This is a genomic window from Blastococcus sp. SYSU D01042, from assembly GCF_054050515.1.
In genome coordinates this window covers 113,702-134,218 of record NZ_JBJGZM010000002.1, presented here as the reverse complement: position 1 = coordinate 134,218, position 20,517 = coordinate 113,702, and the positions used below count along the sequence as shown (strand labels likewise).

21 protein-coding genes and 1 riboswitch are annotated in these 20,517 nt (G+C 74.9%); of the genes, 7 read left to right on the top strand and 14 right to left on the bottom strand.

Annotation, left to right across the window (positions count from 1 at the left end; all coding sequences use genetic code 11):
- Positions 1-31: 31 nt before the first annotated feature.
- Positions 32-1,000: a zinc-binding dehydrogenase gene (locus ACI79H_RS04780; RefSeq protein WP_456553232.1), complete on the top strand. Its 969-nt coding sequence runs from the start codon at positions 32-34 to the stop codon at positions 998-1,000.
- Between the two features lie 10 nt (positions 1,001-1,010).
- Here the strand turns inward: ACI79H_RS04780 and ACI79H_RS04775 are convergent, their stop codons facing one another.
- From ACI79H_RS04775 to lepA, 3 genes are all read right to left on the bottom strand, one after another.
- Positions 1,011-1,325, bottom strand: coding sequence for a DMT family transporter (locus ACI79H_RS04775; protein ID WP_456553231.1), 315 nt, complete (start codon positions 1,323-1,325; stop codon positions 1,011-1,013).
- Positions 1,326-1,337: 12 nt separating this feature from the next.
- Positions 1,338-1,404, bottom strand: a riboswitch (guanidine-III (ykkC-III) riboswitch).
- A 69-nt stretch (positions 1,405-1,473) separates the two neighbouring features.
- The gene (locus ACI79H_RS04770) at positions 1,474-2,130 is read right to left on the bottom strand and encodes an MOSC domain-containing protein (RefSeq protein WP_456553230.1); all 657 of its coding nucleotides are present in this window, start codon (positions 2,128-2,130) and stop codon (positions 1,474-1,476) included.
- Positions 2,127-3,956 carry a translation elongation factor 4 gene (lepA, locus tag ACI79H_RS04765; protein ID WP_456553229.1) on the bottom strand — a complete coding sequence of 610 codons (1,830 nt, stop codon included), beginning with the start codon at positions 3,954-3,956 and terminating at the stop codon, positions 2,127-2,129. Before lepA ends, ACI79H_RS04770 begins: the two co-directional genes overlap by 4 nt.
- A 76-nt stretch (positions 3,957-4,032) precedes the next feature.
- Here lepA and ACI79H_RS04760 point away from each other — a divergent pair, with 76 nt between their 5' ends.
- Together ACI79H_RS04760 and rpsT are read left to right on the top strand one after the other, a co-directional pair.
- Positions 4,033-4,998: a phosphotransferase family protein gene (locus ACI79H_RS04760; protein WP_456553228.1), complete on the top strand. Its 966-nt coding sequence runs from the start codon at positions 4,033-4,035 to the stop codon at positions 4,996-4,998.
- Positions 4,999-5,116: 118 nt separating this feature from the next.
- The gene (rpsT, locus tag ACI79H_RS04755) at positions 5,117-5,377 is read left to right on the top strand and encodes a 30S ribosomal protein S20 (protein ID WP_456553227.1); all 261 of its coding nucleotides are present in this window, start codon (positions 5,117-5,119) and stop codon (positions 5,375-5,377) included.
- 90 nt (positions 5,378-5,467) lie between these two features.
- Here rpsT and holA read toward each other — a convergent pair whose 3' ends face one another.
- From holA to ACI79H_RS04705, 10 genes are all read right to left on the bottom strand, one after another.
- Positions 5,468-6,469: a DNA polymerase III subunit delta gene (gene holA, locus ACI79H_RS04750; protein WP_456553226.1), complete on the bottom strand. Its 1,002-nt coding sequence runs from the start codon at positions 6,467-6,469 to the stop codon at positions 5,468-5,470.
- Between the two features lie 53 nt (positions 6,470-6,522).
- Positions 6,523-8,871 carry a ComEC/Rec2 family competence protein gene (locus tag ACI79H_RS04745; RefSeq protein ID WP_456553225.1) on the bottom strand — a complete coding sequence of 783 codons (2,349 nt, stop codon included), beginning with the start codon at positions 8,869-8,871 and terminating at the stop codon, positions 6,523-6,525.
- Positions 8,868-9,707: a helix-hairpin-helix domain-containing protein gene (locus ACI79H_RS04740; protein WP_456553224.1), complete on the bottom strand. Its 840-nt coding sequence runs from the start codon at positions 9,705-9,707 to the stop codon at positions 8,868-8,870. Before ACI79H_RS04740 ends, ACI79H_RS04745 begins: the two co-directional genes overlap by 4 nt.
- 162 nt (positions 9,708-9,869) lie before the next feature.
- A complete protein-coding gene (locus tag ACI79H_RS04735) occupies positions 9,870-10,772 on the bottom strand; it encodes a DegV family protein (RefSeq protein WP_456553223.1) in 903 nt (300 codons plus the stop codon).
- 89 nt (positions 10,773-10,861) lie between these two features.
- Positions 10,862-11,614 (bottom strand): histidine phosphatase family protein, encoded by a 753-nt coding sequence (locus ACI79H_RS04730; RefSeq protein WP_456553222.1) that lies wholly within the window; start codon positions 11,612-11,614, stop codon positions 10,862-10,864.
- A complete protein-coding gene (gene rsfS, locus ACI79H_RS04725; protein WP_456553221.1) occupies positions 11,611-12,081 on the bottom strand; it encodes a ribosome silencing factor in 471 nt (156 codons plus the stop codon). Before rsfS ends, ACI79H_RS04730 begins: the two co-directional genes overlap by 4 nt.
- Entirely contained in the window at positions 12,078-12,773 is a 696-nt protein-coding gene (nadD, locus tag ACI79H_RS04720; protein ID WP_456553220.1) for a nicotinate-nucleotide adenylyltransferase, read from the bottom strand. The genes rsfS and nadD overlap by 4 nt, the downstream gene beginning before the upstream one ends.
- Positions 12,774-13,045: 272 nt before the next feature.
- Positions 13,046-14,482, bottom strand: a complete 1,437-nt coding sequence (locus tag ACI79H_RS04715) for a vWA domain-containing protein (RefSeq protein WP_456553219.1) — start codon at positions 14,480-14,482, stop codon at positions 13,046-13,048.
- The gene (locus tag ACI79H_RS04710) at positions 14,482-15,369 is read right to left on the bottom strand and encodes an AAA family ATPase (RefSeq protein ID WP_456553218.1); all 888 of its coding nucleotides are present in this window, start codon (positions 15,367-15,369) and stop codon (positions 14,482-14,484) included. Before ACI79H_RS04710 ends, ACI79H_RS04715 begins: the two co-directional genes overlap by 1 nt.
- Before the next feature lie 58 nt (positions 15,370-15,427).
- The gene (locus tag ACI79H_RS04705) at positions 15,428-16,693 is read right to left on the bottom strand and encodes a glutamate-5-semialdehyde dehydrogenase (protein ID WP_456553217.1); all 1,266 of its coding nucleotides are present in this window, start codon (positions 16,691-16,693) and stop codon (positions 15,428-15,430) included.
- Between the two features lie 64 nt (positions 16,694-16,757).
- Here ACI79H_RS04705 and ACI79H_RS04700 point away from each other — a divergent pair, with 64 nt between their 5' ends.
- Genes ACI79H_RS04700 through ACI79H_RS04685 form a run of 4 tightly spaced genes read left to right on the top strand, consistent with a single transcriptional unit; the run spans position 16,758 to position 20,008 of the window.
- Positions 16,758-17,744, top strand: a complete 987-nt coding sequence (locus tag ACI79H_RS04700) for a metal ABC transporter substrate-binding protein (protein ID WP_456553216.1) — start codon at positions 16,758-16,760, stop codon at positions 17,742-17,744.
- Positions 17,741-18,559: a metal ABC transporter ATP-binding protein gene (locus ACI79H_RS04695; RefSeq protein WP_456553215.1), complete on the top strand. Its 819-nt coding sequence runs from the start codon at positions 17,741-17,743 to the stop codon at positions 18,557-18,559. The genes ACI79H_RS04700 and ACI79H_RS04695 overlap by 4 nt, the downstream gene beginning before the upstream one ends.
- A 1-nt stretch (position 18,560) precedes the next feature.
- Positions 18,561-19,586, top strand: a complete 1,026-nt coding sequence (locus tag ACI79H_RS04690) for a metal ABC transporter permease (RefSeq protein ID WP_456553214.1) — start codon at positions 18,561-18,563, stop codon at positions 19,584-19,586.
- Positions 19,583-20,008, top strand: coding sequence for a Fur family transcriptional regulator (locus ACI79H_RS04685; RefSeq protein ID WP_456553213.1), 426 nt, complete (start codon positions 19,583-19,585; stop codon positions 20,006-20,008). The genes ACI79H_RS04690 and ACI79H_RS04685 overlap by 4 nt, the downstream gene beginning before the upstream one ends.
- A gap of 3 nt (positions 20,009-20,011) precedes the next feature.
- Here the strand turns inward: ACI79H_RS04685 and def are convergent, their stop codons facing one another.
- A complete protein-coding gene (def, locus tag ACI79H_RS04680) occupies positions 20,012-20,494 on the bottom strand; it encodes a peptide deformylase (RefSeq protein WP_456553212.1) in 483 nt (160 codons plus the stop codon).
- Positions 20,495-20,517: the final 23 nt, after the last annotated feature.

The following is a 20,517-nucleotide window of genomic DNA, read 5'->3' as shown; positions in this document are numbered from 1 at the left end:
TGCCCCGGCGCGGCTCGGTTAGCGTCCCGGCATGCTCGCTGCCTTCGTCTCGACGCCTGCCCCGAAGGACCCGCTCTCCGTCCTCGAGGTGGGTGAGCGCCCCGAGCCCGAGGTCCCCGACGGCTGGACGACGGTCCAGGTCAGGGCGGTCAGCCTCAACCACCACGACCTGTTCAGCCTGCAGGGCATCGGCCTGCCGCAGGAGCGGATGCCGATGATCCTGGGTACCGACGCCGCGGGCCTGGACGAGGACGGCAACGAGGTCGTCGTGCACGGCGTCATCGCCAGTCCGGGCTGGATGGGCGACGAGACGCTGGACCCGAAGCGCTCGCTGCTGTCGGAGGTCCACCAGGGGTCGATGGCCGAGCGGGTCGCCGTCCCGAGGCGGAACCTGCTGCCCAAGCCCGCCGACCTGTCCTTCGCCGAGGCCGCCTGCTTGCCCACCGCCTGGCTCACCGCCTACCGGATGCTGTTCGTCCGGTCCGGCCTGCGGCCGGGGCAGACGGTGCTCGTGCAGGGCGCCAGCGGTGGCGTCGCGACGGCGCTGGTCGTGCTCGGCCGCGCCGCGGGCTACCGGATCTGGGTGACCGGCCGCAGCGAGGAGAAGCGCGCCTCCGCCCTGGCCCTGGGTGCCGAGCAGGCGTTCGAGAGCGGCGCCCGGCTGCCCGAGAAGGTGGACGGCGTCATGGAGACCGTCGGCAAGGCGACCTGGAGCCACAGCGTCAAGTCGCTCAAGCCCGGCGGCGTCATCGTCACCTCGGGCGCGACCACCGGCTATGACCCCGGCGCCGAGCTCAACCGGGTCTTCTTCACCCAGCTCTCGGTGATCGGCTCGACCATGGGCACCAAGGACGAGCTCGAGGCGCTGATCCGGATGTGCGCCGTCACCGGCATCCGCCCGCAGATCGACGTCGAGCTGCCGCTCACCGAGGCGCCCGAGGGCTTCGCACGCATGGCCGAGGGCCGCACCAACGGGAAGATCGTCTTCACGCTGCAGTAGGCGTCCCGGCTCAGTGGACGAGCTTGAGCCCGACCACGCAGCCGACCAGCCCGAGGATGAGCAGCACCTTCGCCAGCGACACCGGCTCGGTGCCGGTCACCATCCCGTAGACGACCGTGAGCGAGGCACCGATGCCGACCCACACCGCGTACGCGGTGCCCACGGGCAGGTCGCGCATGGCGTGGGCCAGCCCGGCCATGCTCAGCACGATGGCGATGGCGAAGACGATCGACGGGGTGAGCCGGGTGAAGCCGGCCGACCGGCTCAGCGCGGTCGCCCACACCGCCTCGAGCACTCCGGACACGACGAGCACGAGCCAGGCCATGGCAGATCTCCTCCGGCGCCGTCTTGTCGCACTCCGGGTACGGCACCCCTCGTCCGGGAGCCGGAGGAATCGGCTCCCCTCCACCTTCTCAGGCGGCGGCGGTGCCGGCTGCCCCCGCAGGTGGTCAGATCGGTCACGCGGCGGCCGGTCAGGATGCGGCGGGACTCCGGGCGGCGATCTTGGCGGCGATCTTCGGCTGGTCCTTGAGCGGCAAGTGGCGCAGGGCGGGCGCCAGCTCCGGCAGCCGCGACCGCTGGGTCATGACGATCCGGAACGCCGTCTCGACGGTGATCCCGTGGTCGGGCCGGGCGGTGATCTCGACGTCGTCGCCGGCCCCGACGTCCCCGGTCTCGAGCACCCGCAGGTAGGCGCCGGTCGCACCGTGCGCGGCGAACCGCTTGACCAGGTCGGGGACGCCCCAGAACCGGGCGAAGTTGGCGCACGGGGTGCGCCAGGCGGTCACCTCGAAGCGCGCCGTCCCGATCCGCCACTGCTCGCCGAGGACCGCGCCGCGCAGGTCCAGCCCGGAGGTCCGCAGGTTCTCCCCGAACCGGCCGGGCGGCAGCTCGCGGCCGAGCTCGGCGATCCAGAACTCGGCGTCCTCCTGGGCGTAGGCGTAGACCGCCTGGCCCTCCCCGCCGTGGTGCTTCTTGTTGACCTGGACGTCGCCGTCCAGGCCCAGCCGGTGGACGGCGACCCGGCCCGCAACCGGCTTCTTGTCGATCCCGCTGCGGTTGGGCCGCTTGTCCGGCAGCGGCAGGAGGTCCGCCCCGGAGACGCAGACGGCCTCGACGCGTCCGCTCACTTCTTGGAGGCGGTGGACTCGTTCGTGGAGAGCGCGGCCACGAACGCCTCCTGGGGGACCTCGACGCGGCCGACCATCTTCATCCGCTTCTTGCCCTCCTTCTGCTTCTCCAGCAGCTTGCGCTTGCGGGTGATGTCACCGCCGTAGCACTTGGCGAGGACGTCCTTGCGGATCGCGCGGACGGTCTCGCGGGCGATGACCCGGGAGCCGACGGCGGCCTGGATGGGCACCTCGAACTGCTGCCGCGGGATCAGCTCGCGCAGCTTGCCGGCCATCATCACGCCGTAGCTGTAGGCCTTGTCCTTGTGCACGATCGCGCTGAACGCGTCGACGGCCTCGCCCTGCAGCAGGATGTCCACTTTGACCAGCGAGGACTCCTGCTCGCCGGCCTCCTGGTAGTCCAGGCTGGCGTAGCCGCGGGTCTTGGACTTCAGGGCGTCGAAGAAGTCGAAGATGATCTCGCCGAGGGGCAGCGTGTAGCGCAGCTCGACCCGGGACTCGCTCAGGTAGTCCATGCCGCCGAGCTGCCCGCGCCGGCCCTGGCAGAGCTCCATGATCGCGCCGGTGTAGTCGCTGGGCGCGATGATCGTGGCGTTGACGATCGGCTCGTGGACGCTCTCGATCTTGCCCTCGGGCCAGTCGCTCGGATTGGTCACGACGATCTCCGAGCGGTCCTCCATGGTCACCCGGTAGACGACGTTGGGTGCGGTGGAGATGAGGCTGATGCCGGCCTCGCGCTCGAGCCGCTCGCGCACGATCTCCAGGTGCAGCAGCCCCAGGAAGCCGACGCGGAAGCCGAAGCCCAGGGCCGCGGAGGTCTCCGGCTCGTAGGTCAGCGCGGCGTCGTTGAGCAGCAGCTTGTCCAGCGCCTCGCGCAGCAGCGGGTAGTCGCTGCCGTCGATCGGGTACAGGCCGGAGTAGACCATCGGCTTGGGGTCGCTGTAGCCGCCGATGGGCTCCGCGGCCGGCTTGTGCTGGTGGGTCACCGTGTCGCCGACGCGGGACTGGCGGACGTCCTTCACGCCGGTGATGAAGTAGCCGACCTCGCCGACGCCGAGGCTCTCGACCGGCTTGGGCTCCGGGGAGATGACGCCGATCTCGAGCAGCTCGTGGGTCGCGCCGGTCGACATCATCTTGATCCGGTCGCGGGCGGAGATCCGGCCGTCGACGACGCGGACGTAGGTGATGACGCCGCGGTAGATGTCGTAGACCGAGTCGAAGATCATCGCCCGGGCCGGCGACTGCGCCTCGCCGACGGGCGCGGGGATCTGGGCGACGATCGCGTCCAGCAGGGCCGGCACGCCCTCACCGGTCTTGCCGCTGACCCGCAGGACGTCCTCGGGCTCGCAGCCGATGATGTGCGCGATCTCCGCGGCGTACTTCTCCGGCTGGGCGGCCGGCAGGTCGATCTTGTTGAGCACCGGGATGATCGTGAGGTCGTTCTCCATGGCCAGGTAGAGGTTGGCCAGGGTCTGCGCCTCGATGCCCTGCGCGGCGTCGACCAGCAGGACCGCGCCCTCGCAGGCGGCCAGCGACCGGGACACCTCGTAGGTGAAGTCCACGTGCCCCGGGGTGTCGATCATGTCCAGGACGTACTCGGTGTCGCCGACCTTCCACGGGAGGCGCACGTTCTGCGCCTTGATGGTGATGCCGCGCTCGCGCTCGATGTCCATGCGGTCGAGGTACTGGGCGCGCATCTGCCGGGCCTCGATGATCCCGGTGACTTCCAGCATCCGGTCGGCCAGCGTCGACTTGCCGTGGTCGATGTGGGCGATGATGCAGAAGTTCCGGATGAGGGCCGGGTCGGTGGTAGCGGGAGTCGTCACAGTGCGGCCATCGTCCCACGCCGGGACGACGGATAAGCGATTGCCCGAGGACGACCTCGTCGCGCACCGTGGCGCGGTGTCCCTGCCCGGCAGCCCGCGCCTCCCCTACGACCGGCTCCCGGCGGGCCTGCGCGCGGAGATCGATGCCGCGCTGGGCTCGCCGGTCGTGTCGGTGTCGCCCCGGACCGGGGGCTTCTCCCCCGGCCCGGCCGTCGTCGTGACGTGCGCCGACGGCAGCTGCGCCTTCGTCAAGGCCGTCGGGACGCCGCTGAACCCGGACACCCCGCGGCTGCTGCGGGCCGAGGCGGCCGTGACGGCGGGCCTGCCCTCGTCGCTCCCGGCCCCGGCGCTGCGGGCGCACGTGGAGTGGGCCGACGGCCCGGACGAGTGGGTGGCCCTGGTCCTGGAGGTGCTCGACGGGCAGGCCGCCCCGCTGCCGTGGACCCCGGACGCGGCCGGCCGCGTGGTGGAGGCGCTGGCCGGCCTGGCGCGGGCGGCGACCCCCTGCCCCGTCCCCGGCCTCCCGACGGTGGCCGAGCGGCTGGCGGGGGACCTCGGCGCGTGGGCCGAGCTGGCGGCGGACCCACCCGCCGACCTGCACCCCTGGGAGGCCGAGCGGCTGGACTGGCTGGCCGGGGTGCCCGAGCGGCTCGCGGCCGCGGGCTGGCTGGCCGGGGACACCCTCGTGCACGGCGACGTGCGCGCCGACAACCTGCTCCTCGCGCCCGACGGGTCGGTGGCCTTCATCGACTGGGCCTGGGCGTCCCGGGGCGCCGAGTGGGTGGACCCGGTGCTGTTCGCCCTCGACGCGACCACGCAGGGCGGCGTCGACCCCGAGGCCCTGATCGGGCGCTCGGACCTCGTCGCCCGCGCCGACCCGCGGGAGGTGACCGACCTGGTGCTGGCGATGACCGGGATGTTCGCCCGCTCGATGCGGCGCCCGGCGCCGGCCGGGCTGCCGACGCTCCGGTCGTTCCAACGGCACTTCCACGACGCGGGCCTGGCCTGGGGCGTGCGCCGCGTCGCCGCCGGATGCGGGTGACCGCCGCGGGTTGGGTGGACGGTGGCGGACTGGTATCTTGTGAGGCCGGTCCGCTGGGCGCTTCGTCGTGCCCCGGACGCACTGTCGACTCACCCCCTTAGATTTCCGAGGCTCACGCGTGGCGAACATCAAGTCCCAGATCAAGCGGATCAAGACCAACGAGAAGGCGCGTCAGCGCAACGTCGCGGTCAAGTCCGCCCTGAAGACGGCCGTCCGGCGCGTCCGCACGGCTGCCGAGTCCGGGGACGCCGCCGCCGCGGCCGCCGCTCTGACGAACGCCAACAAGGCGCTCGACAAGGCCGCCAGCAAGGGCGTCATCCACAAGAACCAGGCCGCCAACCGCAAGTCGGGTCTGGCGAAGCTCACCGCCGGCCTCTGATCCGGCGTCCCGCGTCCTCGTGACGCGGACGCGCACGAGCCCTCCTCCCCTCGCCGGGCGGGGGGCTCGTCCGCGTTCCGGGGGCGGACGTCAGCGGCCGGCGGGGGCGCGCCCCCGGCCGGTGGTGGTGCGGATGTCGACGATGCGGCGCACCGCCCGCTCCAGCGCGTAATCGGCGCTGGCGGCCGCGCCCTTGACGTCCGCGTTGAGCTCGGCGGTGACGGCGATGGCCTGCTGCAGCCCGTCGATGCTCCAGCCGCGGGACTGGGCCTGCGCCTTCTTCACCTTCCACGGCGGCATCTTGAGCGTGCGGGCCAGCTCGCCGGGGTTGCTCGAGCTCAGCGAGGCGACCCGGGCCGCGGTGCGCACCCCGTCGGCGAGCGCATCGGCGATGAGCACGTGCGCGACCCCGCGCTGCAGCGCCCAGCGCAGCATCTCCAGCGATCCCTGCCGGTCACCGACGAGCACACGTTCGGCGACGGTGAAGCCGGTGACCTCGGCCTGCCCGCGGTGGAAGCGCGCGACGGCGTCGCCGTCGATGGTCCCGCCGAAGTCCGACACCAGCTGGCTCGCCGCCGCCGAGAGCGCCCGCAGGTCGTTGCCGACGGCGTCGACCAGGGCGGTGAGCGCGTCGGCGGTGATCCGCCCCCCGAACGTGCGCACCTCGTTGCGGACGAACGCCGCCCGGTCGCCGGCCGAGCTGATCTTCGGGCACTCGTCCACCGCGGCGCCGGCGGCGACGAAGGCCTTGACCAGCGCCTCGTTCCGCTTGCCCCCCGAGTGGACGACGACGAGCGTGATGTCCGGGTCCGGATCTCTGGCGTAGGAGGTCAGCGCGTCGGCCAGCGCCCCGGCGGCCTCGTGCACCCCGGTGACGACGACCAGCCGGTGACCGCCGAACAGCGAGGGCGCCAGGACGTCGGCCAACTGACCGGTGGGCAGGCCCAGCGCCGCCAGCTCGTGCAGCTCGGCCTCGGGGTGCTGCTGGACCACCGCGGTGCGCACGGCCGACACCGCGCGGGACCGCAGGAGCTCCTCCTCGCCGGTCACCACCCGCAGCCGCGACGTCGGTGGCACGGGAGCGGCAGGCACGCCTGCATGGTGCCACGCGGGGCCGACACCGCCGGCCGCCCCGCGGGCACCGATCACGGGCCGCGCCCGCGGGCGGCGACACCCCAGGCGCCGGCCGCACCGGCGACGGCCACGTCACCGTCCTGGTCCGTGCGGTGGACGGACATCCCCGCCCGGCCCAGCGTCTCGAGCAGGGTGCGCGCAGGGTGCCCGTAGGTGTTGTCCGCCCCCACGGAGATGAGCGCGACCCGGGCGCCGGTCGCGGCCAGGAACCCGGCGTCGGCGTCCCCGCTCCCGTGGTGGGGCACCTTGAGCACGTCGGCCCGCAGGTCGGTGCCGCTGCGGTGCAGCCGCGCCTCCGCGTCAGCGCCGAGGTCTCCGGTGAGGAGCACCCGGACGCCGCGGACGGTGGCGCGGACGACGAGGGACAGGTCGTTCGCCTCGGCGGTGGCCGTCGCCCGCTCCGGCGCAGGAGCGAGGACCTCGAGGACCACGTCCCCCTGCTCCCACCGCTCCCCCGGCACCAGCTCCACGTGCTCGGCGCCGGCCCGGCGGACCTGCGCCTCCACGGCGGACCGCCGGTCGTCGGCCGGAGACAGCGTCCCGGTCGCCACGCGATCGACCGCGCGGCCGTCGAGCGCACCGGCGAGCCCGCCGACGTGGTCGGCGTCGAGGTGGGAGAGGAGCACCAGCGGGAGCCGCTCGACGCCCAGGTCCGCGAGGCAGCGGTCGACCGCCGGGACGTCCGGGCCCGCGTCGACGAGCACCGCCGTCCCCCGGCCGACGGGGAGGACGAGCGCGTCGCCCTGGCCGACGTCGCAGGCGACGACGACCGTGTCCGGTGGCGGCCAGCCGCGCACCGTCTGCCGCACCGGCCAGCCCACCAGTACGATCCCGACGAGGACGGCCACCGCCAGCGGGCGCAGCCGCCGGTACCGCCACAGCGACCAGCACGCGGTGAGCAGCAGGGCGCCCAGCAGCGCGGCGCCCAGCAGGCCGGCCGGCCACCCGGGCGCGGCGTCGGGCAGTGCGGCGGCGCGCTGGGCGACCAGCACCAGCCAGCTCGTGGGCAGACCGGCCGCCCGGACCAGGAGGTCCCCCACCGGCTGGACCAGGGCGCCGAGGAGCGCGGCCAGGAGCCCGAGCACCGTCGCCGGTGGCACCGCCGGGGCGGCCAGCAGGTTCGCCGGCAGGGACACCAGGCTGACCGTTCCCGACAGCGCCGCGACCAGGGGCGCCGTGGCCAGCCCGGCGGCGGCGCTCACCGCGAGGGCGTCGGCGACGAGCGCGGGCCAACCGCGTCCGCGGAGCGCGCGCGACCAGCCCGGCGCGAGCAGCACGATCGCCGCGGTGGCGACGACCGACAGCGCGAACCCGGGGTCCCGGGCCAGCCCCGGGTCGAGCAGGAGCAGGACGCAGACCGCCGCGGCGAGGGCGGGCACCGCGACCCGCACCCGGCCCGAGGCCAGCGCCAGCAGCGTGACCGCGCCCATGGCGGCCGCCCGCACGACGCTGGGCTCCGGGCGGGCCAGGACGACGAAGCAGACCAGCGCCGCGCCACCGACGAGTGCCTGGACCCGGCGGTCCACCGCCCGCCGGCGCAGCGGCCAGAGGACGGCGGTGATCGTGATCGCCACGTTGGCCCCGGACACCGCGGTCAGGTGCGCCAGCCCGGCAAGCCGGAAGTCCTCCTCCAGCACGGGGTCCAGCTGCCGGGTGTCGCCGACGACGAGCCCCGGCAGCAGGCCGGCCGGATGCGGGGACAGCACCCGCGTGGCGGAGCCCGCCAGTCCGTCGCGCAGGCCGCCGGCGAGCTCCTGCCAGCCGTCCGCTTCCCCGACGGACGTGGGCGGGCCCCGGGCCGACAGCACCGCCACGACGTCGTCCCCGGCCTCCGGCGGCGCGGTGCCCACCTGCGCGCGCACCGGCTGGCCGGGCAGCAGCTCCCGCCACCCCTCCTCGGGCGCGAAGAGCAGCACGGGCACGTCGAGCCGGTGCAGCTGCGTGCCCTCGTGCACCGCGGTCACGGTCGCGTCGGCGACGAGACGCGGCCGGCCGCTACCCGTGAGCAGGTGCGGGTCGGCGTCCAGCTCGAGCTCCACGGCGAGGGTCCGCCGCTGCTCGGCCCACGTGGTGAGCGGCGAGGTGTCCCGCGCGGCGACGCGCACCGCCGACGTCCCGCAGGTGACCGCCACCGCGGCGAGGACGGCCAGCAGCAGCGTGGCCTGGGCGGTGCCGCGGCGGCGCACGCACCAGCCCGCCAGCGCAGCGACCGCCGAGACGGTGCCGAGCACCCAGGGGCCGGGGAAGGGCGCCGCCAGGCTGACCGCCCACACGGCGCCGGCCGCCGGGACCAGCCTCAGGTCGGTCCACCGCCACCGCCCGTTGGCGGGGGCGAGCACCTGGCGCGGAGGTGCGATCACACGGTCACCAGCTCGGCCAGCTCCGCCGCGATCGCCGGGCCGATGCCCGGTACGTCGTCCAGCTGGTCGACGCTGCGGAAGGGCCCGGACTCGTCCCGGTGGGCGACGATCCGCTGGGCGAGGACCGGCCCGATGCCGGGTAGCGCGTCGAGCTCCTCGGCCGTCGCGGAGTTGAGGTCGACCAGCCCGGCGGCTGGCGCTCCGGCCGCCGGCGCAGAGCCGCCACCGCCGGCAGCGGGCACGCCGACCGCGATCTGCTGGCCGTCGGTGACCACGGCCGCCAGGTTGACCGCGGCCGGATCGGTGCCCGGCAGGAGGCCGCCGGCCGCCTCGATCGCGTCGGCGACGCGGGAGCCAACGGGGACGGTCACCAGGCCGGGCCGCCCGACGAGCCCGACGACGGCGACCACCGCGGTGCTCGCGGTCTCCGCCGCCTGGCCCACCCGCGGGCTGGGCGGCGACGACGGCGAGGCGGCGCTCCCGCTCGGGGCGGGCGGGACGGGCTCCACCCGCGGACGGTCCAGCCACGTCCAGCCGACGACGGCCAGCGCGGCGAGGAGCCCGGCCAGCCAGAGCGACCGCGCGCCGTACCGGCCGGGATCCCAGCGGACCGCCTGCCCCGGCGCGCGGTGCCGACCCACTCCCGGCGGCCGCGCGTCGTCGGCGTCGCCGGTGCCGCTCCCGTCGAGCGCATCGCTCGCTTCCCCGGCGTCGGTGGCGAGCACCCGGGCGTCCTCGTCGTCGGGCACCCACCCGCGACGGGTGCCGTCGTCGAGCAGCGCTCGCAGCCGCGCCCGGATGACGTCGGCGTCGTCGGTTCGGCGTGGGATCTGCACCCGGCGGACGCTAGGGAGCCGACAGGCGCGCACGGCAGCCCCGGCGCGCATCTGTGGACGGGCAGAGCCCCTGTGGACGGGTCGCGGCGACGTGTCCCCGGTGGCCGCCAGGGTGCGGTCATGCCCCTCAGCCGCACCGCCCCGCCGTTCGCGGGGGGACCCTCAGCCCGCCGTGGGGGGCGCCCCGTCGTCGTCCTGCTCCGCCTGCTCCCCGTCGTCCGGCGCCGGAGCCACGACCACGCCCACGGCCCCCGGTCCGACGTGGGCGCCGATGGCGGCCCCCAGCTCGCTGACGTGCAGCTCCACGAGGGTCGGCACGCGCTCGCGCAGCTCGGCGGCCAGCCGCTCGGCCTTCTCCGGGGCGGCGAGGTGGTGCACGGCCAACGACACGGGCGCGTCCGCGGCGGCCTCGACGACGAGCTGCACGAGGCGGTGCAGGGCGCGGGCCGCGGTCCGGACCTTCTCCAGCGGCACCACGCGGCCGTCGACCACGTGCAGGACCGGTTTCACCGCGAGCGCGGAGCCGAGGAGCGCGGCTGCCGGGCCGATGCGCCCGCCGCGGCGGAGGTGCTCGAGGGTGTCGACGACGAAGAACGTCCGGGTGGCCGCCGCCGTGCGGCGGGCGGCCTCGGCGACCGCGGCGGCGTCCGCGCCGGCGGCGGCGGCGCGGGCGGCCGCGAGCACGGCGAAGCCGCTGCCCATCGCCGCCGACCGGGAGTCGACCACCGTGACGATGTGCTCGCCGACCTGCGAGGCGGCCAGCCGGGCAGCGTCCCAGGTCCCGGAGAGCTCGGCCGAGAGGTGGATGGACACCAGGCGGTCGGCGCCGGCGTCCAGGAGGCGGCGGTAGGCCGCGACGAAGTCCCCCGGCGTAGGCCGCGACGTGGAGACCCGGCCCCCGCGGGTGCCGAGCACGCGGGCCACGTCGTCGGAGTCGACCGACTCCCCCTCCGTCCCCGACCGCCCGGCCAGCACCACGTACAACGGCACGACGTCGATGCCGTAGCGCTCCAGCACCTCCGGCGGCAGGTAGGCCGTCGAGTCGGTCACGACGGCAACGGGCACCCAGCGAGGCTAGCGGCCCGCCTCAGCGCTCCGGGACGGACGGCCCGCCACCGCCCGTGCGGGGAGGGTCGGGCGACGGGGACCGCCGGTCAGACGACCGCGTCGGCGTCCGCGATGGGGCCCGTGCCGCCCTCCTCGGGGCTGCCACCGGCAGGTGCCACCACGTCCGGGCGCGCGTGCCCGGCGCCCTCGGGAGCGGCCGCGTTCCCCGGCACGGAGACGTTGTGCCGGATGAGCCGCCAGGCGCCGGACTGCTCCTGCAGCTCGCTCCAGGCGCAGTTGCCCAGCGGGCCGAACAGCCGCCGTTGCTCGGGGTGCAGCCCGAGCAGCCGCTCGATGAGTCGACCGCTCGTCCCGCCGTGCGTCACCACGACCGCGACCGGCGCCGGGGGCAGGTCGGCCACGGCGGCGAGCGCCCGGTCGGCGACCTCCCCGGGTTCCTCCCCGCCGCGCCCGAGCACCGGGCGCCCGGCCAGCCAGTCCGCGTACTGGTCCGGGTACCGGTCGGCCACCTCGCCGCGGTCGAGCCCCTCCCAGCTGCCCATGCCGTGCTCCTGCAGCCGGGCATCCAGCCGCAGCTCCACGCCGAGCAGCCGGGTGAGGGCCCCGGCGGTGTCCGCGGCGCGCTCCAGGTCGCTGGACACCACGACGGTGTCCCCGTCCAGCGCACCGGACGCCACCAGGTGCGGCGCCGCCGCGACGGCCTGCCGCCGGCCGACCTCGTCGAGCGGCGGGTCCATCCGCCCCTGGAAGCGGCCGGCGGCGTTCCACTCCGTCCGTCCGTGCCGCCAGAGGATCAGCCGCCGGACGGGGAGGGCGAGGGCCGCCGCGGGAGCGGTCACCGGTCGGAGAGGTCCTGAGCCGGCACCACGTCGTCCGCTTCGGCGACCTCGGCCGGCTCGGCGGCAGCGGCCGGTCCCTGAGGCTCGGCCGCCGCCTGCGCGGGGAGGGCGCTGTCGACGAACGGGATGGTCGGGCAGTCCTTCCAGAGCCGCTCGAGCGCGTAGTAGGCCCGCTCCTCGGCGTGCTGGACGTGGACGACGACGTCGACGAAGTCGAGCAGCACCCAGCGGGCCTCGGCCACGCCCTCGCGGCGCACGGGCTTGATGCCGTGCTCGCGCAGGCGCTCCTCGACCGCGTCGACGATGGCCTGCACCTGGCGCTCGTTGGGCGCGGAGGCGAGGACGAAGGCGTCGGTGATGGCGAGCCGCTCGCTGACGTCCACGATCGAGACGTCGGTGGCGAGCTTGTCGGCGGCCGCCTGAGCGGCGAGCTGCGCGGTGTCCCGCGCCTCGGCCGAGGCGGTCATCGGGGTACCTCCTGGAGATCGGTGGGGATGTCGGGTGCAGGGGCGGGACCGGTCGGGGCGGGGTGCTCGCCCCCGCTCACCGCCGCGGGCGCGCGCCGGCGCAGGCCTTCCCGGTAGAGGCCGCGCTTCTCGATGTACTGGACGACGCCGTCGGGGACGAGGTACCAGACCGGCATGCCGCGGGCCACGCGGTCGCGGCAGTCGCTGGAGCTGATCGCCAGCGCGGGGATCTCGACCAGGCTGACCCGGCCGGCGGGCAGGTCCGAGTCGGCCAGCGTGTAGCCGGGGCGGGTCACCCCGATGAAGTGCGCGAGGTCGAAGCACCGGTCGCCGTCGCGCCAGGTCATGATCTGCGCCAGCGCGTCGGCGCCGGTGATGAAGAACAGCTCGGCGTCCGGGCGCTGGGCGCGCAGGTCGACGAGGGTGTCGATCGTGTACGTCGGCCCGCCGCGGTCGATGTCGACCCGGCTGACCGAGAACCGCGGGTTGGAGGCCGTCGCGATGACGGTCATCAGGTAGCGGTCCTCGGCGGGGCTCACCTGCCGGTCGCTCTTCTGCCATGGCTGGCCGGTCGGCACGAAGACCACCTCGTCGAGCCCGAAGAGCCCGGCGACCTCGCTCGCGGCCACGAGGTGCCCGTGGTGGATGGGGTCGAACGTTCCACCCATCACACCGATCCGCCCGCCTGTCACCGACCGAGCGTATCCGTGCCCGCCGGAACCGGCCCCGCCCGGACCGACCGAGACCGGCACCCGCGCGACGCGGCATCCAGCGCCCAGCCCCGCGGGGACGTCCGTCCCGCGACGACCGGCTCCCCCGTGCAGCCGGTCGCGGGCGTCGCTGCCCTGCCGCGGTCGGACGGCGCCGCGCCCGGGGCACGCCACCGCGCTGACCAACGGCCGCGCGCGCTAAGGGTTACGGGCGGTACCGGATTTCCCCGTGCCACCCACCACGCGGCCGGCCCTCAGAGCGTGGTGATGAAGTCGGCCAGCTGCGCGGCGTTCCGGCACTCCACCATGTCGATGACGTCGCGGTACCGGTCGGCAGCGGAGTCCCCGGTCCCCCACTGGCGCTCCGGCTCCGGGTTGAGCCAGTGCGCCGAGCGCGACCGGCGCACCATGCTGGCCAGCAGCGGCACTGCCGCGGGCCGGTAGTTCGTCCGGGCATCCCCCAGCACGAGCAGCGAGGTCTTCGGCCCGATCGCCGAGGCGTACTTGTCGGCGAAGACCTCGAACGCGGTGCCGTAGTCGCTGTGGCCGTCGAAGGCCACCACCTGCGCCTCGCGCCCGATGCGGGTCACCGCGTCGGCGACGTCGGCACCCGGGCGGAAGAACCGGGTGACCTCGTCGGTCGAGTCGACGAAGGCGAACGCCCGCACACCGGTGAAGTGCTCACGCAGCGCCTGGGTCAGCATCAGCGTGAAGTGGCTGAACCCGGCCACCGAGCCGCTGACGTCGCAGAGCACGACGAGCTCCGGCTTGTGCACCTTCCGCGGCCGGTGGTGGGTGACCACGGGCACGCCGCCGGTGCCCAGCGAGGCGCGCACCGTCTTGCGGAAGTCCAGCCGGCCCTGGCGGCCGATCTTGCGCCGCGCGGACAACCGCACCGCCAGCCGCCGGGCCAGCGGCGCCACCGTGCGGCGCAGCTCGGCGAGGTCGGTCGACTGGGCGCGCAGGAAGTCGATCTGGTCGGCCAGCGGCCGCACGGCGTTCTTGGCGACCCGCTCCCGGCCCTTCTCGTCGGCCGTCCGCCGCCGCACCTCGGTCTCGACGGCGTTCTTGAACTGGTCGACCCGGTCGCGCACCGTCTGGCGGGCCACCTGCTCGTTGAGCCCGCCACGGTCACCCTCGGCGAGCAGCCCGGCCAGCAGCTGGGCGACCAGCGTGTCCGGAGAGAGGGCCCGCATGACCCGGTAGCTGAAGTACGACTGCCCGGTGGGGCTCGGCTGCCCGCTGCCCAGCCGTTCCACGGCCCGGCGGGCGAACCGGCGGATCTCGTCCTCGTCGCCCTCCAGCAGGAGCCGGAACAGCTCGTCGCGCATGGCCTTCGCCAGCGCCGCGTCGTCCGGTCGCGGACCGCCCTGCTGGGGCGTGCCGTCCTCGCCGCCGTCCTCGGGCTCCTCGGCGTCCTCGGCCGGCGCCGGCCGGTCGCTCAGCGGCCACCACAGGTCGAACAGGACGTCGTAGGCAGGCCGCTGCGCCGCGCGCTGCAGCAGCACGGCAGCCAGGCCGTGCCGCAGCTGCTCGCGCTCGAGCAGGTCCACGACGGTGAGGATCTCGGCGGCGTTCACGGCCTGGCTGATGCCGACCGGGATGCCCGCCGCCCGCACCGCGCGCACGAAGCCGTCCAGGTGCCCGGCCAGCCCCCCGAGCTCCTCGGAGCGGCTCAGCGGCGCGGTCATCAGTTGAGCCGGAGCTCGGCGGCGGCACGCTCCTGGTCGCTGGCGTGCTTGAGCACCACCCCGAGGGTCGAGCCCATGGCGCCCTCGTCCAGGGTGTCCAGGCCCAGCTCGAGCAGCGTCTGCGCCCAGTCCAGCGTCTCGGAGATCGACGGCGACTTCTTCAGCTCCATCGCCCGCAGCGCGCGCACGGTCTTCACCAGCTGCTCGGCCAGCGCCGGCGCCAGGTCGGGCACCTTGGACAGCACGATCTCCCGCTCGCGCTCGGCGGAGGGGTAGTCCAGGGCCAGGTACAGGCACCGGCGCTTGAGGGCCTCGGAGAGCTCGCGGGTGGCGTTGGAGGTGAGCACCACCATCGGCCGGCGGGTGGCGGAGATGGTGCCGAGCTCCGGGATGGTCACCTGGAAGTCCGACAGCACCTCCAGCAGCAGGCCCTCGACCTCGACGTCGGCCTTGTCGGTCTCGTCGATGAGCAGCACGGTCGGGTCGGTGCGCCGGATGGCGGTGAGCAGCGGGCGGGAGAGCAGGAACTCGTCGCCGAAGATGTCGTCGTGGACGGTGTCCCAGTCCGCGCCGTCGCCGGCCTGCGAGGCCTGGATGCGCAGCAGCTGCTTCTTGTAGTTCCACTCGTACAGCGCCCGGGCCTCGTCCAGGCCCTCGTAGCACTGCAGGCGGATGAGGTCCGAGCCGGTCGAGGTGGCGAGCGCCTTGGCCAGCTCGGTCTTGCCGGTGCCCGCGGGCCCCTCGACCAGCAGCGGCTTGCCCAGCCGGTCGGCGAGGAAGACCGTCGTCGCGATCTGGGCGTCGGGCAGGTAGCCCGCCTCGCTCAGCCGCTTGGAGACGTCGGTGACCGAGGAGAAGTGCGGGGACTGCGACGGCGGACGGGGCAAGACAGCTCCAGGGTGGTGGGGTGGGCCGGTGAGGGAGCGGGCGGGCCGGGAGGACCGCTCAGCGGACGTGGCCACGACCTGTGACGACGTAGGTGGTCGAGGTCAGCTCGGGGAGTCCGAGCGGGCCACGGGCGTGCAACTTCTGCGTCGAGATGCCGATCTCGGCGCCGAACCCGAACTCGCCCCCGTCGGTGAACCGGGTGGAGGCGTTGACCATGACCGCGGCGGCGTCGACGCCCGCGGTGAAGGCGGCGATGGCGGCCGCGGAGTCCGCGACGATGGCCTCGGTGTGCCCGGTGGTCCAGCGCGCGATGTGGTCCAGCGCCTGGGGCAGGTCGTCGACGACCCGCACGGCCATGTCCATCGACAGGTACTCCGCGCCCCAGTCCTCGTCGGTCGCCGGCAGGACCGCGGGTGCGCCGGCACCGGCGGCCGCGAGCACCGCCGGGTCGCCGTGGACGGTCACCCCCGCGTCGGCGAGCGCGCGCAGCAGCCGCGGCAGGAACGGGACGTCGCGGTGCACCAGCAGCGTCTCCGCCGAGTTGCACACGCTGACCCGGTGGGTCTTGGAGTTGAGGACGACCGCCTCGGCGATCGCGGGGTCGGCGGAGGCGTCGACGTACACGTGGCAGTTGCCCTCGCCGGTCTCGATCACCGGCACCTTCGACTCGCGGACCACCCGCTGGATCAGCGAGGCCCCGCCGCGCGGGATGACCACGTCGACCAGCCCGCGGGCACCGAGCAGCTCGCCCACCGACGAGCGGTCGGCCGGTAGCAGCTCGACGAAGCCGGAAGGCAGGCCGGCCTTCTCCCCCGCCTCGGTGAGGACCGCGATCAGCGCGGTGTTGGTGGCGAACGCCGAGGCCGATCCGCGCAGCAGCGCGGCGTTGCCGCTCTTCAGGCACAGCCCAGCGGCGTCGACGGTCACGTTGGGACGGGCCTCGTAGACGATGCCGACGACGCCCAGGGGCACGCGGACCTGGCGCAGCTCCAGCCCGTTGGGCAGCCGCGAGCCGCGGACGACGTCGCCGACCGGGTCGGGCAGCGCGACCAGCTCGCGCAGCGCCCGGGCCACGCCGGCGATCCGGTCGGCGTCCAGCCGCAGCCGGTCGATGATCGCCTCGGGCGTCCCGTCGGCGCGGGCGGCGGCGACGTCGGTCGCGTTGGCCGCGAGGATCTCGTCGCTCCGCTCCACGAGCGCCTCGGCCATCGCCGTCAGCGCGCCGTCCTTGGCGTCGGTGGGCAGGGTGCGCAGGATGCGGGCGGCCGAGCGGGCGCGCAGTGCGGCAGCGCCGATCAACGGCAGCGGCGAGATCTCCGACACCCCCTGAGCGTACCCGGCGGGTGGCCATTTCCAGAACGCCGTTCTGCTGTGGATAATGGTTCTCATGAACACGTTGCTCGCCCGCCGCTCCGTCGCCGCGGCGGCCACCGCGTCCCTGCTCCTGCTCGCCGGCTGCGGCAGCGACGACGGAGGCCCCGGCGGCGGTGGCGACGGCGACGGGCTGACCGTCGTCGCGGGCTTCTACCCGCTGGAGTGGGCCGCCTCCCGGATCGGCGGGGACCGCGTCGACGTCTCGTCCCTCACCGCACCCGGCGCCGAGCCGCATGACCTCGAGCTCACCCCACGGGACGTCGCCGGCGTGTCCGACGCCGATCTGCTCGTCTACCTGGGCGGCTTCCAGTCAGCGGTGGACGAGGTCGCCGAGCAGCAGGCCGGCGACCACTCCTGGGACGCTGCCGAGGCGGCGGACCTGTCGCTCACGTCGGACGGCCAGGACCACGAGCACGAGGACGGCGAGGAGCACGCCGAGGGGGAGCACGCCGAGGAGGAGCACGCCGAGGGCGAGGAGTCCGCGGACCCGCACTTCTGGCTCGACCCCACCCGGCTGGCCGACGTCGGCGACGCGCTCGCCGAGCAGCTGACCGAGCTCGACCCCGACGGAGCGGAGACCTACGAGCAGAACGCCGCCGCGCTGCGCGAGGACCTCGAGGCGCTGGACGCCGAGATGAGCGAGGGCCTGGGCCGCTGCGCGGTCGACACCCTGGTGACGAGCCACGACGCCTTCGGCTACCTCGCCGACCGGTACGGTCTCGAGGTGGTCGGCATCAGCGGGCTGAGCCCCAGCACGGAGCCGTCGGCCGACCAGCTCGCCGAGATCTCGTCCCTGGTCGCCGAGCGCGGCGTCACCACGGTCTACACCGAGACCCTGGTCGACCCCTCGATCGCCGAGACGGTGGCCTCCGAGGCCGGCGTGCGGACAGCGGTGCTCGACCCGCTCGAGGGTCTGACCGACGAGTCGGCCGGCGACGACTACCTCTCCGTCATGCGCGCGAACCTCGCGACCCTCCAGGAGGGCCAGTCCTGCTCGTGAGCGACACCCCGTCCACCGGCCCGACCGCGATCGAGCTGCAGCACGCCACCATCGGCTACGGCGACGTGGCCATCGTCCGCGACGTCGACCTGAGGATCGGCGCCGGTGAGGCCGTCGCCGTGCTCGGCTCCAACGGCTCGGGCAAGACCACCCTCGCCCGGGGGGTCCTCGGCCTGGCCGGGGTGCTCGGCGGGCACGTCTCCGTCCTCGGGGCACCGGTCGGCGGGCTGCGCGAGCCGGGCCGGGTGGGGTACGTACCGCAGCGGCACACGATCAGCGGCGCCGTCCCGGCGACGGTGCGCGAGGTGGTCGGCGTCGGCCGGCTGGCGCGGCTCGGGCTGCTGCGCCGTCCGGGGCGGGCCGATCGCGCCGCCGTCACCGAGGCGGTCGAGGCGGTCGGGCTCGCCGACCGGCTGGGTGACCCCGTCGCCTCGCTGTCCGGCGGGCAGCAACGCCGCGTGCTGGTCGCCCGGGCGCTGGCCGCGGAACCGGAGCTGCTGATCATGGACGAGCCCACGGCGGGGGTGGACGCCGCCAACCAGGAGGCGCTGGCCGCCGTCCTCACGCGCATCTCGGCCGGCGGTACGACGCTGGTCGTCGTGACCCACGAGACCGCTCCGCTGGCCGGCGTGCTGCGCCGGGCCGTGGTGGTCGACCACGGCCGCGTCGCCTACGACGGCCCGCTGGACCAGGCGTCGGCCCACGAGGAGCCCGGCGTCCACCACCACGCTCCCGACCCCCGGCCGGGCGGCTACCGCCAGGACCAGCCGACCGTGAGCACCCGGGCACGCCGCCCGGGCGACGAGGAGCACTGACGTGGACATCCTCGACTACGACTTCATGCAGCGGGCGCTGCTCGCCTCGCTCATGGTCGGGTTGGTCGCGCCCGCCGTGGGCGTCTTCCTCGTCCAGCGCCGGCTGTCGCTGCTGGGCGACGGGCTCGGGCACGTCGCGCTGACCGGCGTGGCCGTCGGCGTCCTCACCGCGACCAGCCCGGTGTGGACCGCGCTGGTCGCCGCCGTCCTGGGCGCCGTGCTCATCGAGCTGGTCCGCGCGCGCGGGCGGACCAGCGGCGACGTGGCGCTCGCCGTCCTCTTCTACGGCGGCATCGCCGGCGGTGTCGTGCTGCTCAGCCTCGCCCCGCGCGGGCAGGCCACCAACCTCGACTCGTACCTCTTCGGCGCCATCACCACCACGAGCCCGCAGGACGTCGCGGTCTTCGCCGGCATCTCCGTGGTCGTGCTGGCCTCCGTGGCGCTGCTCGGGCAGCGGCTGTACGCGGTGAGCGACGACGAGGAGTACGCCCGTGCGGTCGGCCTGCCCGTCCTGGGGCTGAACGTCGTCCTGGCGGCGCTGGTCGCCTCGACCGTCGTCCTGTCGATGCGGGTCGTCGGCCTGCTGCTGATCAGCGCGCTGATGATCGTGCCGAGCGCCGTCGCCCAGCTCCTGGCCCGCAGCTTCCGGCAGACCCTTCTGCTCGCCTGCGTGATCGGGCTGCTGGTCAGCGTCTCGGGCACCGCGACGTCGTTCTACGCGGGGACGCCCTCGGGCGGCACCATCGTGCTGCTGGCGATCGCGCTGTTCCTGCTGGTCTCGGCCTCCGTGGCCGTGCGGGACCGGACGGCGCGCCGGCGGCACCGGCGTAAGGTCGACGTCCACGACGCCCACCCGCACGAGCACGGCCAGGACTGCGGACACCCCCCGGTGCCGCACGGCGACCACGTGGACTACGACCACGACGGGCACCGCCACGCGCCGCACCGGACGGGCGAGGGCGTGCACTACGACGAGCACGGGGTGGGCCCGGTGGGCGCCCCCCGGGACAGGACGGGGCGACCATGACCGATCCGGCCGCGCCCGCCGCCGACGTCCCCGCCCGCCGCACCACCCGTCAGCGCAGCGCGCTGGTCGCGCTGCTCGACGAGCTGGACGGCTTCCGCAGCGCCCAGGACCTGCACGCCCTGCTCCGGGAGCGGGGTGACTCGGTCGGGCTCGCGACGGTCTACCGGGCGCTGCAGGCGCTGGTCGACGACGGGCAGCTCGACGTGCTGCGGGGCTCCGACGGCGAGGCGTCGTACCGCCGCTGCTCCCCCGCGCACCACCACCACCTGGTCTGCCGCTCCTGCGGCAAGACGGTCGAGGTGGCCGACCAGCCCGTCGAGCGCTGGGCGTCCCGGGTGGCCTCGGAGCACGGCTTCTCCGACGTCGCCCACCAGGTCGAGGTCTTCGGTACCTGCGCCGCCTGCACCGCCGCCCGCGGCTGAGCCTCAGCGGTCGCGCAGCGCCCGCAGCGCGGACTTCCGCGCCTCACCGGTGAGCCGGTCGAGGAAGACCTTGCCGTCGAGGTGGTCGACCTCGTGCTGGAGGCAGCGGGCCATGAGCCCCTCCCCCTCGATCCGGAGCGGCTTCCCGCGGACGTCGAAGCCCTCGACGACCGCGCGCATGGCACGCACGGTGGGGGCCCAGATGCCCGGGACGGACAGGCACCCCTCGTCACCGTCCTGGATCTCCTCGGAGACCTCGACGAGCACCGGGTTCACCACGTGCCCGATGCGTCCGTCGACGTTGTAGGAGAACGCCCGCACGTTGACCCCGATCTGCGGCGCGGCGACACCGGCGCGGCCGGGGTTGTCGACGGTCTCCTCGAGGTCGCGCACCAGCGCGGCCAGCCAGCCGTCGAAGGCCGTGACCTCGTCGGAGGGGGTGCGCAGGACCGGGTCACCGAGCTCGCGGATGGGGCGGATCGTCACGGCTGCAGTCTCTCAGCCGGGCT